This window comes from Clostridium sp. 1001283B150210_160208_E6 (genome assembly GCF_015669365.1).
Lineage (GTDB): Bacteria > Bacillota > Clostridia > Clostridiales > Clostridiaceae > Clostridium > Clostridium paraputrificum.
This window is the reverse complement of record NZ_JADPAA010000014.1, coordinates 37,804-52,807: the sequence shown is the minus strand read 5'-3', so window position 1 is coordinate 52,807 and position 15,004 is coordinate 37,804. Positions and strand designations below refer to the sequence as shown.

Annotated in this window: 17 protein-coding genes; 13 read left to right on the top strand and 4 right to left on the bottom strand. The window is 29.6% G+C overall.

What is annotated here, in order from left to right:
* The first annotated feature begins 2 nt into the window (after window positions 1–2).
* The 4 genes from I4V16_RS13750 to I4V16_RS13735 all read left to right on the top strand — a co-directional run bounded on the left by I4V16_RS13750 (window position 3) and on the right by I4V16_RS13735 (window position 3,640).
* On the top strand, window positions 3–512 hold the full coding sequence (locus I4V16_RS13750) for a hypothetical protein (RefSeq protein ID WP_195966898.1): 510 nt from the start codon (window positions 3–5) through the stop codon (window positions 510–512).
* On the top strand, window positions 505–1,863 hold the full coding sequence (locus tag I4V16_RS13745; protein WP_195966897.1) for an FAD-binding oxidoreductase: 1,359 nt from the start codon (window positions 505–507) through the stop codon (window positions 1,861–1,863). The genes I4V16_RS13750 and I4V16_RS13745 overlap by 8 nt, the downstream gene beginning before the upstream one ends.
* 156 nt (window positions 1,864–2,019) lie before the next feature.
* Window positions 2,020–3,240, top strand: a complete 1,221-nt coding sequence (ilvA, locus tag I4V16_RS13740) for a threonine ammonia-lyase (RefSeq protein WP_195966896.1) — start codon at window positions 2,020–2,022, stop codon at window positions 3,238–3,240.
* A gap of 19 nt (window positions 3,241–3,259) precedes the next feature.
* On the top strand, window positions 3,260–3,640 hold the full coding sequence (locus tag I4V16_RS13735) for a RidA family protein (RefSeq protein ID WP_049177940.1): 381 nt from the start codon (window positions 3,260–3,262) through the stop codon (window positions 3,638–3,640).
* A gap of 124 nt (window positions 3,641–3,764) precedes the next feature.
* Here I4V16_RS13735 and I4V16_RS13730 read toward each other — a convergent pair whose 3' ends face one another.
* From I4V16_RS13730 to I4V16_RS13720, 3 genes are read right to left on the bottom strand one after another with little or no spacing between them, the layout of a single operon-like run.
* Window positions 3,765–4,343, bottom strand: a complete 579-nt coding sequence (locus tag I4V16_RS13730; protein ID WP_195966895.1) for a manganese catalase family protein — start codon at window positions 4,341–4,343, stop codon at window positions 3,765–3,767.
* 14 nt (window positions 4,344–4,357) lie between these two features.
* A complete protein-coding gene (locus I4V16_RS13725) occupies window positions 4,358–4,606 on the bottom strand; it encodes a spore coat protein CotJB (protein WP_049177936.1) in 249 nt (82 codons plus the stop codon).
* On the bottom strand, window positions 4,599–4,874 hold the full coding sequence (locus I4V16_RS13720; RefSeq protein ID WP_049177935.1) for a spore coat associated protein CotJA: 276 nt from the start codon (window positions 4,872–4,874) through the stop codon (window positions 4,599–4,601). The genes I4V16_RS13725 and I4V16_RS13720 overlap by 8 nt, the downstream gene beginning before the upstream one ends.
* Before the next feature lie 245 nt (window positions 4,875–5,119).
* Here I4V16_RS13720 and I4V16_RS13715 point away from each other — a divergent pair, with 245 nt between their 5' ends.
* From I4V16_RS13715 to I4V16_RS13690, 6 genes are all read left to right on the top strand, one after another.
* Complete coding sequence (locus I4V16_RS13715) at window positions 5,120–7,270, top strand: family 2 glycosyl transferase (protein WP_111938159.1); 2,151 nt, start codon at window positions 5,120–5,122, stop codon at window positions 7,268–7,270.
* A gap of 15 nt (window positions 7,271–7,285) precedes the next feature.
* Entirely contained in the window at window positions 7,286–7,642 is a 357-nt protein-coding gene (locus tag I4V16_RS13710; protein ID WP_049177932.1) for a 6-carboxytetrahydropterin synthase, read from the top strand.
* 5 nt (window positions 7,643–7,647) lie between these two features.
* On the top strand, window positions 7,648–8,211 hold the full coding sequence (xrtG, locus tag I4V16_RS13705) for an exosortase family protein XrtG (RefSeq protein ID WP_111938158.1): 564 nt from the start codon (window positions 7,648–7,650) through the stop codon (window positions 8,209–8,211).
* Window positions 8,211–9,545, top strand: a complete 1,335-nt coding sequence (locus I4V16_RS13700; RefSeq protein WP_049177930.1) for a TIGR03111 family XrtG-associated glycosyltransferase — start codon at window positions 8,211–8,213, stop codon at window positions 9,543–9,545. The genes xrtG and I4V16_RS13700 overlap by 1 nt, the downstream gene beginning before the upstream one ends.
* 12 nt (window positions 9,546–9,557) lie before the next feature.
* Window positions 9,558–10,415, top strand: coding sequence for a hypothetical protein (locus I4V16_RS13695; protein ID WP_111938157.1), 858 nt, complete (start codon window positions 9,558–9,560; stop codon window positions 10,413–10,415).
* Window positions 10,416–10,596: 181 nt separating this feature from the next.
* Window positions 10,597–11,460, top strand: a complete 864-nt coding sequence (locus I4V16_RS13690) for an ATP-binding protein (protein WP_027099431.1) — start codon at window positions 10,597–10,599, stop codon at window positions 11,458–11,460.
* Between the two features lie 103 nt (window positions 11,461–11,563).
* Here I4V16_RS13690 and I4V16_RS13685 read toward each other — a convergent pair whose 3' ends face one another.
* Window positions 11,564–12,427 carry a Cof-type HAD-IIB family hydrolase gene (locus I4V16_RS13685; RefSeq protein ID WP_049177925.1) on the bottom strand — a complete coding sequence of 288 codons (864 nt, stop codon included), beginning with the start codon at window positions 12,425–12,427 and terminating at the stop codon, window positions 11,564–11,566.
* A gap of 183 nt (window positions 12,428–12,610) precedes the next feature.
* Between I4V16_RS13685 and I4V16_RS13680 the strand changes: the two genes are divergently transcribed.
* From I4V16_RS13680 to I4V16_RS13670, 3 genes are all read left to right on the top strand, one after another.
* Window positions 12,611–13,183, top strand: coding sequence for a metallophosphoesterase family protein (locus I4V16_RS13680; RefSeq protein ID WP_049177924.1), 573 nt, complete (start codon window positions 12,611–12,613; stop codon window positions 13,181–13,183).
* Window positions 13,184–13,197: 14 nt separating this feature from the next.
* Window positions 13,198–14,535 (top strand): MATE family efflux transporter, encoded by a 1,338-nt coding sequence (locus tag I4V16_RS13675; RefSeq protein WP_049177922.1) that lies wholly within the window; start codon window positions 13,198–13,200, stop codon window positions 14,533–14,535.
* Window positions 14,536–14,601: 66 nt separating this feature from the next.
* The gene (locus I4V16_RS13670) at window positions 14,602–14,790 is read left to right on the top strand and encodes a DUF4250 domain-containing protein (protein WP_027099433.1); all 189 of its coding nucleotides are present in this window, start codon (window positions 14,602–14,604) and stop codon (window positions 14,788–14,790) included.
* Window positions 14,791–15,004 lie beyond the last annotated feature (214 nt).

Genomic DNA, 15,004 nt, shown 5'->3' with positions numbered 1-15,004 from the left:
AAATGAAGACTAAGTTTTTAGCAGAATTAAATCAAGAAGATTTAAGACCTAAGATTATGGCACTAACCTTTAAAGGTGATGATGGTTATTATTATAAATATAAGAATGAAGTTTTTCCTGAAAGGGTTATGAAAGAAAAAGGGCAAGGGGAATATTTTAAAGAGTTTGAAAGGTGTATTAATGACTTTAAAGAGATACAATATAATGAGAATTTTATATTTATATTTACTAATATACTAGAGGAAGATATTTATGTAGGTAGTAGGTTTAATACTTTAAGAAATTTAGATAAAAGTGAAGAGATAGAAGTAGATGTAGAAATAAAAGCTATAATACATGAGTGGTTTTTACTTCCTTATAAATGTATAAATAAATATCATAAAGGAATTTGTCTTTTAGAATTTAAAAATGGAATACCTGATATAATTAAGAATATGAAGGTATACAATAAAGACTTAAATAATGATTATGAAAATATTGTATTATTGAATAGGGGTGTTACTAATGATTAAATATAATTTTAAAGAATTAACAGGAGATGTTGTTACAAGAGATGACTTTAGATATGAAGAGAGCAGAATGAGCTGGAATAGGGCTATAGAGAAATATCCTCTTGTAATTATTTATTGCAAAGAAAAAAATGATGTTAGAAATTCAATTCTTTGGGCAAGAAAAAATGAGCTTCCAATAAGAATTAGATCAGGATGTCATAACTATGAAGGATATTCCACAGGAAATGATGTAGTAGTTATTGATGTTAGTAAAATGAATAATATTTACATAGATGAAGATAAAGGAAAAGTAAAGATCGAAGGTGGAGTTAGAAACAGAGAGCTTTATGAAGCAACAGGGTCTAAAGGGTATCCATTCCCTGGGGGAGGATGTCCTACAGTAGGAGTTCCAGGACTAGTACTTGGAGGGGGCTGGGGATATTCTACCAGATTATTAGGATTGTCTTGTGATAGTTTAGTAGAACTTGAATTAATTGATTATATGGGTAACTTAATAATAGCCAATGAGAGGGAAAATAGTGACTTATTCTGGGCTTGCAGAGGTGCAGGAGGAGGAAATTTTGGTGTTGTGGTATCAATGACTTTTAATATTCCTGAAAAGATTGATATGGTTACATTAATAAACATGGATTTTCCTAATATTGATTTAGAAGAAAAGATAGAATTTATAAAGATGTGGCAAAATGAATATAAGAATTTGGATAGAAGAGCTAATTTTAAGCTAGGAATATATAATTCAGAAACAAAAGGAAAAGGAATAAAACTTACTGGATTGTTCTATGGGGATAAGGAAGAAGCTAAAAAGATAGTTGAACCATTTAAAAGAATTCCAAGCTTTGGAGAGTTTTCTTTAGATTATACAACTGTTTTAGATGCTAATAGAAAGATTCAAGATAGTCATCCAGATTATGAAAAATATAAATCTTCAGGAAGATTTGTGTCTAGAGATTATTCGGAAAAAGAGATTAAAGAAATAATAGCATTAGTAGATGATAGAGCTGAAGGTGCATATTATGCAGCAGTATCATTTTATGGATTAGGTGGGGCTGTAAGGGATAAAAATAATGAAGATACAGCTTTTGCATTTAGGGATTCTAACTTTATAATGGGATTCCAATCTGTATGGGAAGATCCTAAATACGCACCAGCTAACAGAGCATGGGTTGTAGATAAATTTAAGAACATAATTGAAATGACAGAAGGATCTTTTATTAATTTTCCATATGCAGAATTAGAAGATTATGAAAGAGAATACTTTGGTACACATACTAATAGATTAAGAGAAATCAAGAAGAAATATGATCCACAAAATATTTTTGGATTTCCACAAGGAATTTCTATTAAAAAGTAATAAAGGAGGCTGAGTATAATATCAGCTTCCTTTATTAGCGTTAATATGAGAGAGTAAGCAAAATAAATATTCATTCTAATTTTTTATTGACATAAATATTACAAATGATATTATATTAGTATATTTTAGCAAAGCAATAAAAGGGGAATTTGGAAGATGATGACATTAGAAAAGTTTGAAGAAGCTTATGAAGTTGTACAAAAAGTAATTTTACAAACAAAGCTGGTTTATAGTGATTTTTATTCAGATTTAACAGGTAATAAGATATATATTAAGCCTGAAAACATGCAAAAAACAGGGGCATATAAGATAAGAGGAGCTTATTATAAGATAAGTACTCTTACAGATGAAGAGAGAAATAAAGGATTAATAACTGCATCAGCTGGAAATCATGCTCAAGGAGTTGCATATGCAGCAAAGGCCTATGGGGTAAAGGCAGTAATTGTTATGCCAACAACTACACCTTTAGTTAAAGTTAATAGAACAAAAGCCTATGGTGCAGAAGTAATACTTTATGGTGATGTATATGATGAGGCATGCAGTTATGCTTTAAGGTTAGCAGAGGAGAATGGATATACATTTATTCACCCATTTGATGATTTAGATGTAGCAACTGGACAAGGATCCATTGCTATGGAGATAATAAAAGAACTACCTACTGTTGATATTATTTTAGTTCCAATAGGGGGAGGCGGCTTAGCCTCAGGTGTATCTACTTTAGTTAAATTATTAAATCCTAATATAAAAGTTATAGGGGTAGAACCAGCTGGTGCTAATTGTATGGAGGTCTCATTAAAAGAGGGACATGTTGTTACATTGCCTAAGGTTGAAACTATTGCAGATGGTACGGCAGTAAAAACTCCTGGAAGCAAGATATTTCCGTATATAAAGGAAAACATAGATGAGATAATAACAATTGATGACAATGAACTTATAGGCGCATTTTTAGATATGCTTGAAAACCATAAGATGCTAGCAGAAAATTCAGGGCTTCTAACAGTTGCAGCATTAAAACATCTAAAGTGTAAAGGGAAAAAAGTTGTTCCAATAATAAGTGGTGGCAATATGGATGTTATTACATTTTCATCATTAGTGCAACATGGATTAATTGAGAGAGGGCGTATATGTACAGTGTCCGTATTATTACCAGATAAGCCAGGGGAATTAACTAATGTTTCAAAGGTTATAGCTGATGCACAAGGGAATATAGTTAAACTTGAACACAATCAATTTGTAAGTATAAACAGAAGTAGTGCAGTAGAATTAGTAATAACTATGGAAACATTTGGACATGAGCATAAAGAAAAGATAATTAAATCATTAAAGGATAATGGATATAATCCCAAATCAATTAAGCCTACAATGATATACGAATAGAAGTTAGGAGGATGATAAAATGAATAAAGAAGTTATTTTTACAGAAAAAGCACCTAAGGCAATAGGGCCGTATTCACAAGCACAGAAGGTAGGAGATTTATTATTTACATCAGGTCAAATTCCATTAAATCCTTCTACAGGAGAATTAGTTACTGAAATAAAAGCTGCAACAAAGCAATCTTTAGAAAATGTAAAAGCTATTTTAGAAGCTGCTGGAACATCATTAGAAAATGTGGTAAAAACAGTAGTATACATTAAAGATATGAATGATTTTGGAGAGGTTAATGAAGTATATGGTGAATATTTCAAAGAAAATGCTCCTGCAAGAAGTTGCGTGGAGGTAGCAAGATTACCAAAAGACGCATTAGTTGAAATAGAGGCAATAGCTATAATAAAATAAAAAAAGTGCGAAATATAAAATTTCGCACTTTTAGTATGGGTGGGGTGGTTATTTGTTTTGATGTGACTTGGAGCATAGCGACGGAACGAGCAAAATAAATATCCACTCCACCTTTTTTAAAAGCTTATTTACAGTACAAGTCCATAGGTTTAACGTTGTCTTGTACATCCATTAAAGCTTCGCCAAACCTTTGATAATGAACAACTTCTCTTTCTCTTAAGAATCCTAGAATTTGTTTAATTTCAGGATCGTCTGTTAGGTTTAATAACCATTCATAAGTTGCCCTAGCTTTTTGTTCAGCTGCCATATCTTCATGTAAATCTGCAATTATATCTCCTTTTGCTTGAATATAAGTTGCAGTCCAAGGGTTGCCTGTAGCATCTGTATAGAATAAAGCTTTACCATGATCTACATAGTGTCCATCTAGACCAGCTTTTTTTAGTTCATCTATAGAAGCGTTTTCCATAAGTTGATATGCCATTGTTCCTATCATCTCTACATGAGCCATTTCCTCTGTACCAATATCAGTTAATAATCCTTTAGATTTATTAGTTGGCATTGTAAATCTTTGATTAAGATATCTTAGTGCAGCTCCAAGTTCTCCATCTGGTCCACCATATTGAGATATTAAAAGTTGGGCCATCCTAAGGTCTTTTGATTTCAAATTTATAGGATGTTGTAAAGTTTTAACATAATACCACATAATTTATTTCCTCCCTACATTCTTTCCCATGGCCAAGGTGTGTCTATCCATTTTTCAGGATTTTCTACATAAGCTGAACCAAAGTTAGTTAATGGTCCATACTTCTCTTCATATTCACATTTAGCTTTATCTAGTTGTTTAGAAATAAATTTGTAGTCTTCTTGGGCTTTTGAACAACAAGGGAAGTTATCTAAATAAAGATTTAAATCAAGTGCAAAAAATTGTAATTTCATAAATTGTTCTAAACACTCTTTTCTATTCACAAGACTTACCTCCCTTTGCATACTTTATATCACAATATGGTTCATAAAGATTTTTGAATATTGTTCCGGAATATATAGCTTCATCTAAGTTGAATAGTGTGTCATAAGGTTGGCATACTATATAAGCTTTTCCATAAATCTTTGGTGAAAAAGTTTTATAGCTTTCATAGCAATCTTTCTTTTTATCTGCACAGGCAGTATTGCATTTAGGATCTGAAGGATCTTTTATACAATCCTTACAATCAATGCAATGTCTTTCATAGTACATAATTGTTTATCCCCTCGTAAATGTTTATCTAAAATCAATTTATGCAGAAAAAGAACGGATTGTGAATGAAAGGTAAATTATAAAATTAAGAAAAAAGTTTAATAATAGTAAAATTTAAATAATATTTTTACTATATGTCACTTGCAAGGACTATAGTCCTTGACTTATTTATACAGCAAATATACGATAATAATAATGGTAAGAGTGTAATAGAATAAAAGAGGATTATTACAAAGGGGGCTAGTATGAATTACTTTGTTAAAAGAACAAGTAGTTTGATAATAATTGTTAGTGTTTTATTATCAGGCATGAATTTTATAGCATGCACAAAGGATAAAAGTAATAGGCCAATAGCTTTTGAAGATGGGGTTAAATACTATACAAAATTAGATGATAAATATTTTACAGTCTATGATGGAGAAAAGTTTAATAGAAAGTTTTTAAAGGGAGTAAATATAGGAGTTGGTAAACCAGGTGCATTTCCTGGGGAATTAGCAATAACAAAAGAGGAGTATTTAAGGTGGTTTCGTTATATTGGGGAAATGAATGCAAATACAATAAGAGTATATACAATTCAAACTCCTGAGTTCTATGAAGCACTTTTAGAGCATAACATGAAATCTGAAAATACTATTTATTTATTACATGGAGTATGGATAAATGAAGAAGATATTAATTCTAAATTAAATGCATTTGATCCTATTATAAAGGATACTACCGTAAATGAAATAAATAGATTGATTGATGTTATTCATGGTAAAGCAGAAATAGAGGAAAAAGCAGGACATGCGTCAGGTAAGTATATTAGTGATATATCACCTTATGTAATTGGGTTAATTTTAGGGATAGAGTGGGATCCTGCACTTGTTAATGATACTAATGAATTAAATGTAGGAAAGTCCGATTTTAAAGGAAAGTATTTATATACAAGTGACAATGCTAGTCCTTTTGAAAGTTTTTTATGTGAGTTAGGCGATAAAGCCATAAGTTATGAGACAGATAAATATAATACTCAAGTTCCAATAAGCTTTACTAATTGGGTAACAACAGATTTATTAGAACATTCAAATGAACCAGATGAAAAAGAGGATAGTGAAGTTGTAAATCCTAATAATATAAAGGCTAATGAGAACTTTAAGTCAGGAATATTTGCATCATATCATGTATATCCTTATTACCCAGAGGCATTGGTTTATCAAAAGGAGTATAGGGAGTATGAGGATGAGGATGGAAATGTAAATCCATATAAAGCCTATTTAGAAGATTTAATTAAGAAGCACACTATGCCAGTTTTAGTAGCAGAATTTGGGGTGCCATCATCAAGAGGGATAACTCATGAAAATATATATACTGGATTTAACCAAGGAGGCTTGGATGAAAAATCCCAAGGAGAAATGGATAGCTCAATGCTGGAGGATATTTACAATACAGGTTATGCAGGTGGAATAGTATTTTCATGGCAAGATGAATGGTTTAAAAGAACTTGGAACACCATGGATTATGATATAGGTGGAAGGAGGGCTTATTGGTCTAATATACAAACTAACGAGCAAAACTTTGGTCTTTTAGCCTTTGATCCAGGATCAGAAGAAAGTGTTTGTTATATAGACGGAAAAATAAAAGACTGGAAGAATAGAACGCCATTAATAGAGAATGAGCAATATTCTACTTATGTAAATAGTGATGAGAAGTATATTTATTTTATGGTTAAGGGTAATGACAGCATAAACTTTTTAAATGAACATTTAGTAATTCCAATAGATACTACACCTAATTCAGGAAGTGGTAAATATGAAGACATTACTTTTAGTAATGGTGTAGATTTTATTATCGATATTAATGGAAAGGATAATTCTACAATTAAAGTTCAAAGTTATTATGATGTATTTAGCTATTCTTATGGAGGAAAATATAGTGGGGTTGAAGCCAACAAAGAAGGAAAGGATTCCTCTAAATTTAACCCTATATATTTATGTATAAGTGGTCCTATACATTTACCAGAGGATAATAAAGATATTCCTTTGAGGAGAAAAGAAACAGGAAATCTAATATATGGAAATGGAAATCCGGAGGATGATGATTATAACTCTTTGGCTGATTTTTATATAAATGAGAATGTTATAGAGATTAGAATACCATGGCAATTACTAAATGTAATGGATCCATCATCTAAATGTGTAATGGATGATTTTTATAAAGTAGGTGGTATTCAACCTTTAGAAATACAAGGGATAAATATAGGAACATATATTTATGGAGTTGACAATAGTAGTAAAATAGATTTGAAGAGATATGAGTGGGCTAAATGGGAGATTCCAACATATCACGAAAGATTGAAAGCTTCATATTATATTTTACAAGATGCAATGTCTAAAATAGGAGAACAACTACAGTAAAGTGAGGTAAGATAAATGAAGGAAAAATATATACTTAAATATTTTTTAAATGCAAAACATTATGTATTTATAGAAGGGAAAAAATCTATTATCCATCCTCACAATTGGCAATTAGAGTTAGATGTTAAAGTAGAAAGTGATGAAATGATTAGCTTTAGAGTAATAGATAGGAAGATTGACGAAATTTTAAATAAATTTGATGATAAAGTCCTAAATGATGAGGAAGAATTCCAAGGGATAGAGACAACTACTGAAAATATATGTAGGGTGTTATGGAAAATAATAAATCACTCATTAAATGGGACAGGCTATTTACTAACAAGTTTAAAAATATCTGAAAATCCATCAAGAACTTTTGTGTTAGAAAGGTAAGAAAGATGGTTATTATAGTTATTTGTATTTGGCTTTTCATATATTATAGACTTAAGTCAAATAGCTTAAATACTTTAGCATTTATCATAGGAAGTTTTGGATTCTTTACAATAGGTATTTTTTTCTTTAGGGATATTATAGAAGAGATTGTTATGAAGATACAGTTTGGAATGTTATCCTTATTGGAAAATGTTATAAAAGACTTAGATGTTTTTTATCAAAATAGTTCTATAATAGTTAGAACTCCAAAGATTATAAAGAATATACTTATTAATTATGAATGTAGTGGAGTTATAGAAGTTCTTGTATTTACAAGTATACTTATATTCTATCCAATTAAAGACTTCAAGGCGAAAACTATAAAATTTGTATTGGGAAATTTTATAATAATGCTCGCTAATGTCTTAAGAATAGCTTTGATGATAATAGCTATAAAATACTTTGGAGATAGAGTATTTGATTTTGTACATTTAATACTAGGTAAATTACTCTTTTATATAATAATGATATGCATGTATTATTTCACTCTCTCAAAGTTTCATATTAATAAATGTAAGGTGGTGGAATAATGGAGTATACATTCTTGGGAAGGACAATATTCTTAGGAATTTGGCTGTTTATACCCACAATATTTGATTTATTATTAGGTGTTTATAGATGCATAAGGATAATGATAATTTATATATTTAAAAGAGGGGATAAAAAGAATGAAAAGAAATTAACTTTGGAGTTTGAACCATTAGTTTCAGTAATTATTCCAGTATATAACTCTGAAAAAACTTTAAAAAGATGTGTAGAGTCTGTTATAAACCAAACTTATTCAATAGATAAAATTGAAATAATTATGGTGGATAATGGTAGTAAGGATAATAGTTATAATGTTTTTCAACAGCTTCAAAGTGAATATCACCATGTGAAGATGTGGTGGTATAAATCAGGCTGTGGCAAAGCACGTGCTTTAAATGCAGGCATATTTTATTCAAATGGGGCTTATATAATTAATATTGATAGTGATGGATACATGAGTAGAAACTCTATTGAAAGTATAGTTAAACATTTTATTTATAATAAAGAAGTTAGTGCAATCACAGGCAGTGTAATAATAGATAAGGATGAGATAAAAGAAACAAAAGGCATAATAAACAAGCTGGTACAAAAGTGCGAGTTTATGGAGTACTTGGAGGTTTTCTTTATAGGAAGGAATAATCAAAGTAGCACAAATGAACTATTTACTATGGCAGGTGCAATATCTGCTATAAAGAGAGAGGTTGCTTTCAAATCTCAAATGTATAATGCTGATACATTAGGAGAAGATGCACATATGACTCAGCAAATATTATTATTCCAAAATGGAGTTGTCTCATATTGTAAGGAAGCAGTATTTTTCACATCACCTATTGAAGATTTTAATAGGTTGTCTATTCAAAGAAGTAGATGGCAGAGGGGAGCATTAGAGGTAGTTTCACTTTTTTTAGATAAAGAGGTTATAGGAAGTAAGAAATCTTTATGGAAAATGATGATTAGTGACCATACAATGACTTTTCCAAAGTTAATATGGATGATGGCCGTAATATATTTAGGGGTTATAGGTCTTCCAGTTGAAACGATAGTGTTAGTTAATTTAATAATATATATAGCATATTCAATTATTTCTATGTTATCTATATTAATTTCAGCAGTTTTGCTGAAGGACTTAAAAGAAGTACGCAAATATACCTTGAAAAACATACTTATATTTATTTTCATGCCCCTATATAGATTAATACTTTCATTCTTTAGAATTAGTGGGGTAATATATTCTTTAAGCCCTGAATCTTCATGGAATTCAATTGGAATTGTAGATGAAATTAAACTGGGGATTAAAGCCGTTTTTTCTTTTGGAAAAAGGGATAAAAATAGCTAAGGAGGGATTACAGTGATAAGGTTAAAAAAGATTTTAGTAATGTCTATTTGTTTATCTATATTTATCAATCCAATTTTAGTTAAAGCTGATGAATTGAACATAGTAGAAGAACAAAAAGTAGTTGAAGAAAGAAAGAGAGAAAGACTAGAAGTAGAAAAAGAGTTTGACAATGCTTTTCAAAATAAAGAAATAGATGAGGTAGAGGAAAGTGGGAAGATAACACTAGATGGTGATTTTAGTGATTGGACAAACATGCCATATTTCGAAGATGAGGATAAGTATGGGAACCACTCAGAAAATATTTTAGGTTATCAGTATTATATTGATAAGAAGGATAAAGAGAATGGAAAGCCATATTTATACTTGAGATTAGATATGGATACTATGCCTGTAACTCATATAAGAGCTTGGTTAGTCACTAATGAAAGTACTTTTAATAAGTTCTATGAAAATTATAATAATAGAGATAAAAGTACTGGATGTATAAGCACCTTAGAAAATGATAAAGAAGGGGTTAAAGCTTATAATATAAATATAGAAAAACTGACATCAGCGGAGCCATATAGAGTTCAGGTTTTAAATCATAATGCAAATTTATTTAAAGAACAAGGGTACTGGGTTAAGGAAGATAGTGGTTCTAAGTATACAGCAGAATTAAGAATACCATTAGAACATGTTATGGGAGAAGATGGTGGCACAAACTTTAATCTTGTTTTAGGCACTGATTTATATAAATATCCAACTGGTGATTTTATAATGACTTCTATAACAAGCGGATCAACAGGACCCGTATTTGCTTTAGGACTTGGTTTAGTAACTGTTCTAGGTATAACTATAAGGAAAAATAAGAATAGTGAAGAAGATATTTAAAAGAGAAATTGCTTAGCAATTTCTCTTTTAAAATAGTGCTACAATATATAAATATAAAAACATATAAATATAAAAATATAAAAATATATAGTAAAAAAGCGACTTGGTGACAAATAGAATATTATTTCAATTGAAAAAATATTATGTGATGATATAATATCATTTGTACGAGGTGATATAGATGAGTGGAATAGCAGGAACAGGTTGTGAAAGAATAATTCCAACAGAGGAAAAGAAACCTTTAGAAGAAATAGAAAAGAGCATTATAAAAAGATATAGAAAGCCAATTTGGTCAAAGTTTATAAAAGCTATAAAGCAATATGATTTAATACAAGATGGAGATAAAGTTGCTGTAGCAATTTCAGGGGGGAAGGATAGCTTGCTTATGGCTAAATGCTTCCAACAGCTTCAAAGATATAGTGATGTTAAGTTTGATTTAGAATTTATAGCTATGGATCCAGGATATCATCCACAAATAAAGGCTTTACATAAAGAAAATTTAGATTATTTAGGAATACCAGCTCATATCTATGATTCTAAAATATTTGAAGTTATAGATAAAAAAGCACAAGATTACCCATGTTATTTATGTGCAAGAATGAGAAGAGGATCACTTTATGAAAAGGCTAAGGAACTTGGATGTAATAAATTAGCTTTAGGACATCATTACAATGATGTAATTGAAACTACTATGTTAAATATTCTTTATGCAGGTAATTTTAAAACAATGTTGCCAAAGCTTAAATCTCAAAACTTTGAAGGCATAGAGTTAATAAGACCTTTATATCTTATAGAAGAAGAAGCTATAAAAAGATTTATAAATTATAGTGGAATATGGCCATTGAATTGTGCTTGTATGGTAGCAGCAAAAAAGATCGGTGGTAAGAGATATGAAATAAAAGAGCTTATTGCAAATTTAAAGGAAAACTTTAACGATGTAGATAAATCTATATTCAAAGCTGCTGAAAATGTAGCTATGGATTCTATTTTAGGATGGGAAATAGATGGAGAAAAGCATTCATTTTTAGAGCGTTTTGAAGAATAGTTGTATGTAAAAAAAGAAGCCATATATATGACTTCTTTTTTTGATATAACTAGAAGTGTAGCGACGGAACAAGCAAAATAAATATCCACTCCACTTTTTTTTGCTATTTATTTAAAGCAAAAGTTTTAATAGCATGTCCAACACCACTTTCTAAGTTTGTTAGTGTTGTGTATCTGCATAAGTTCTTTATATCATCATTAGAATTTCCCATTGCAACACTATGGTATGCATGTTCAAACATTGATACATCATTATAGTTATCGCCAATTGCCATTGTATCATCTAAAGAGATATGAAGGTAGTCTGCAATAAATGCTAATGATTTTCCCTTAGAAGTTTCATCGCTTTGAAATTCAAAGTTGTTATATGCTGAAGATACAACATTTACTCCTTTAATTTTAGAGGCTTCAGCAATTCCATTTTTTATTCTATTAGGGTCAAATGAAAGAGCAGATATATTAAATAAATCAGTATTTAGGTTTAATATATCCTTATAAGAATCTACATATAGTGCACTATCACTTTCTATAAAACTTACTAGAGAATCTAAATGATTTCTATCTAAGTCAGGAATAACTGATTGATTTCTATTAAATTCATCTGTAAGACGCTTTGAAATATCCCTAAAATGTATTCTATGCTCATCAGAAGAAAGGCCATAAGGATAATTATTAGATTCTAGAAAATCTAGTATTTCCTTTACGGTGTCTTCTTTTATTGGATATGAACAAATTTTTTTGTTATCTTTAACTGAATAAGCACATGATCCATTATCTGTGATTATGTAATCAGGTTTGAAGTTAGATTTAGATAAAAGTTCAAGAGCTGCAGTGTATTGTCTTCCTGTAGCTACAATTACTTTAATCCCTGATTCTTCGGCTTTGTTAATCCATTCTAAGTCATATTTTGATATGGTTGAGTCTGGTTGAAGTAGTGTGCCATCTAAATCTGTTGCGATTAGTTTCATTAAAAAAGTCCCCCTACGAAAAATATTACATTTATATTGTACTATTTTTGGATAAAAAAGTATATGGAGTGTATTAGGTTTTACAAAAAAATGTATGTAATTAAAACTTAGATTAAATATGGAAAAATAAGTATAGAAAAATTATAATATAAGGATAATACTATTTAAGAAGGAGATTTTATCATGAAGGTTGCTATAATATCTGATATACATGGTAATGTAGAAGCATTAAAATATTTCATAAACTATATAGATGAGAGTAATATAAAAATTGTTCTTAATTTAGGGGATATAATGGGTGGAGTTAATCCTAAAGAAGCCTTGAAGATAATAATGAATGACAACAGGTTCATAAATGTATGTGGTAATCATGACAGTAATCTATATTATATAGATGAAGAACTTTCAAAAGAAGAGTTAAGTTGGATAAAAAATATACCCTTAAAAAGAGTAGAAGAAGTAGCAGGAAAAAGATTTTTAATGGTACATAGCAGAATAAATAATAATACTGATATACCTTACTTATATAATGGAGGGATATTAGAAGAATTTTTAAATGATTATAATGGTGAATGGGATTATGTATTATTTGGTCATACTCATTATCAATGTTATTTATCCTTTTATGAAGGGAAGATTATGATTAATCCTGGATCATTAGGATTATCATACGATGAAAAGATAAGCTTTGCAGTAATTGATATTGATGATGAAAGGTTTAATATAGAGTTTAAAAAAATTGATTACAAAAGATAGTAAGGAAGGTACAAATGAAGAAAGTTAACTTATTAGAAGACAGTATAGGAGCTTTAGCTGTAAGATATATGATTCCGAGTGTTTTAGGAATGCTTGGGTTATCAATGTGTATATTTTTTGACACTATGTTTATAGGAAGAGGAATAGGAAACCTAGGTTTAGCAGCTCTAAATGTTGGTGTTCCTATGTATAGTATATTTAATAGTATAGGATTAATATTTGGAGTTGGAGGAGCCACTGCACTTTCAATTTCAATAGGAAAAGGAAGATTGAATTCAGCAAACAGTATTTTTACTTTTTCAGTAATATCATCATTTATATCAGGGGCGATATTATCTGTATTTGGAATGGTTTTTTTAGAGCAACTTTCATTATTTTTAGGTGCGTCACAAGAGACTTTACCCTTAGTAAAAGAATACTTATCAGCTATATTATCATTTGGAATAGCTTTTATTGTTATACAAACCCTTTCTGTATTTGTTAGAAACGATAATAATCCCAAATTGGTAATGTGGGCTGTTATTTGTGCTAATCTAACTAATATTATTTTAGATTATGTATTAATTTTTCCATTAAATAAAGGAATGAGGGGGGCTGCTTTAGCGACATCCATCGCCCAATTAGTAGGGGTAAGTATATTATTATTACATTTTATATTTAAAAAGAATTCTATACATTTACATATATCACAATATAAAAAGTCACTAAGATATGCAAAAAGAGTTATCTTAAATGGTATACCAAGCTTGGTTAATGAAATGTCTGCAGGAGTTGTTATTTTTATATTTAATATAGTTTTAATAAAAATAGGTGGAGTAGAGGCAGTTTCGGCCTATAGTATAATTTCAAATGTAGCATTAATTTGTACTGCAATATTTAATGGAATATCTCAAGGCATTCAGCCTATTATAAGCATGAATTATGGAGCAAAAAAGATAGATAGAGTCATATCTGCTTTTAAGTTGGCTAGAAAAATTTCATTTGTTTCTGGAGTGATATTTTTTATAATTGGGGTATCTAATCCTGAATTTATAGCGAGAATATTTTCTAGTAATATAGAGGGGATTCTAGATATTACTTGTAGTGGAATAAGAATATACTTTTTATCCTTTATTGTAATGGGAGTAAATATAGTATCTATAGGTTTTATGCAATCTATAGAAAGGTCAAAGGTATCAACTATAATATCTTTAATTAGAGGATTTATATTAATTTCTATAGTAATAGTAATTATGTCATATATTATGGGATTAACAGGGGCGTGGTTAACTGTACCAATAGTTGAAAGCATCACTTTGATATATACAATTATTATTATAAAGAGAGATAAATCTATATATCTACAAAAATAGAAGTTGAAATGATTTTTAGTATATGTAAAATATAAATTATATAGATAAAACTAAGAAGGTGAAAGAATGGATAGAGAATCAATAATGGCTATGGACCCTAATATTTTATTAAGTGTTATAAATATGAAGCTTAGAGATACTTTTTCTTCATTAGAAGGACTATGTGAAGATATGGATGTTTCAGAAAAAGAAATTTGCGAAAAATTAAACGCTATTGGATGTACTTATATAAGAGAAATAAACCAATTTAGATAAAAAATATTTAAAAATTTCAAACTATAGTATATAGGCAAGTCTATGGGTTATAATACTAATATAGGTAAAATTTATGTTTGGAGGGTCGTCGTATGAATATGAAAAAAACAGGGAAGGTTTTAGTACTTTTAGGAGCATCAGCAGCTTTAATAGCGTCATTAGTTAATGATAAAAAAACTAAAGCACAAGGAGAAAACAATAATTAGGTTACAGA

Coding starts and splice junctions, on each gene's coding strand:
- I4V16_RS13750 (WP_195966898.1), top strand. CDS start 3: ATGAAGACTAAGTTTTTAGCAGAATTAAATCAAGAAGATTTAAGACCT.
- I4V16_RS13745 (WP_195966897.1), top strand. CDS start 505: ATGATTAAATATAATTTTAAAGAATTAACAGGAGATGTTGTTACAAGA.
- ilvA (WP_195966896.1), top strand. CDS start 2,020: ATGATGACATTAGAAAAGTTTGAAGAAGCTTATGAAGTTGTACAAAAA.
- I4V16_RS13735 (WP_049177940.1), top strand. CDS start 3,260: ATGAATAAAGAAGTTATTTTTACAGAAAAAGCACCTAAGGCAATAGGG.
- I4V16_RS13730 (WP_195966895.1), bottom strand. CDS start 4,343: ATGTGGTATTATGTTAAAACTTTACAACATCCTATAAATTTGAAATCA.
- I4V16_RS13720 (WP_049177935.1), bottom strand. CDS start 4,874: ATGTACTATGAAAGACATTGCATTGATTGTAAGGATTGTATAAAAGAT.
- I4V16_RS13715 (WP_111938159.1), top strand. CDS start 5,120: ATGAATTACTTTGTTAAAAGAACAAGTAGTTTGATAATAATTGTTAGT.
- I4V16_RS13710 (WP_049177932.1), top strand. CDS start 7,286: ATGAAGGAAAAATATATACTTAAATATTTTTTAAATGCAAAACATTAT.
- xrtG (WP_111938158.1), top strand. CDS start 7,648: ATGGTTATTATAGTTATTTGTATTTGGCTTTTCATATATTATAGACTT.
- I4V16_RS13700 (WP_049177930.1), top strand. CDS start 8,211: ATGGAGTATACATTCTTGGGAAGGACAATATTCTTAGGAATTTGGCTG.
- I4V16_RS13690 (WP_027099431.1), top strand. CDS start 10,597: ATGAGTGGAATAGCAGGAACAGGTTGTGAAAGAATAATTCCAACAGAG.
- I4V16_RS13685 (WP_049177925.1), bottom strand. CDS start 12,427: ATGAAACTAATCGCAACAGATTTAGATGGCACACTACTTCAACCAGAC.
- I4V16_RS13680 (WP_049177924.1), top strand. CDS start 12,611: ATGAAGGTTGCTATAATATCTGATATACATGGTAATGTAGAAGCATTA.
- I4V16_RS13675 (WP_049177922.1), top strand. CDS start 13,198: ATGAAGAAAGTTAACTTATTAGAAGACAGTATAGGAGCTTTAGCTGTA.
- I4V16_RS13670 (WP_027099433.1), top strand. CDS start 14,602: ATGGATAGAGAATCAATAATGGCTATGGACCCTAATATTTTATTAAGT.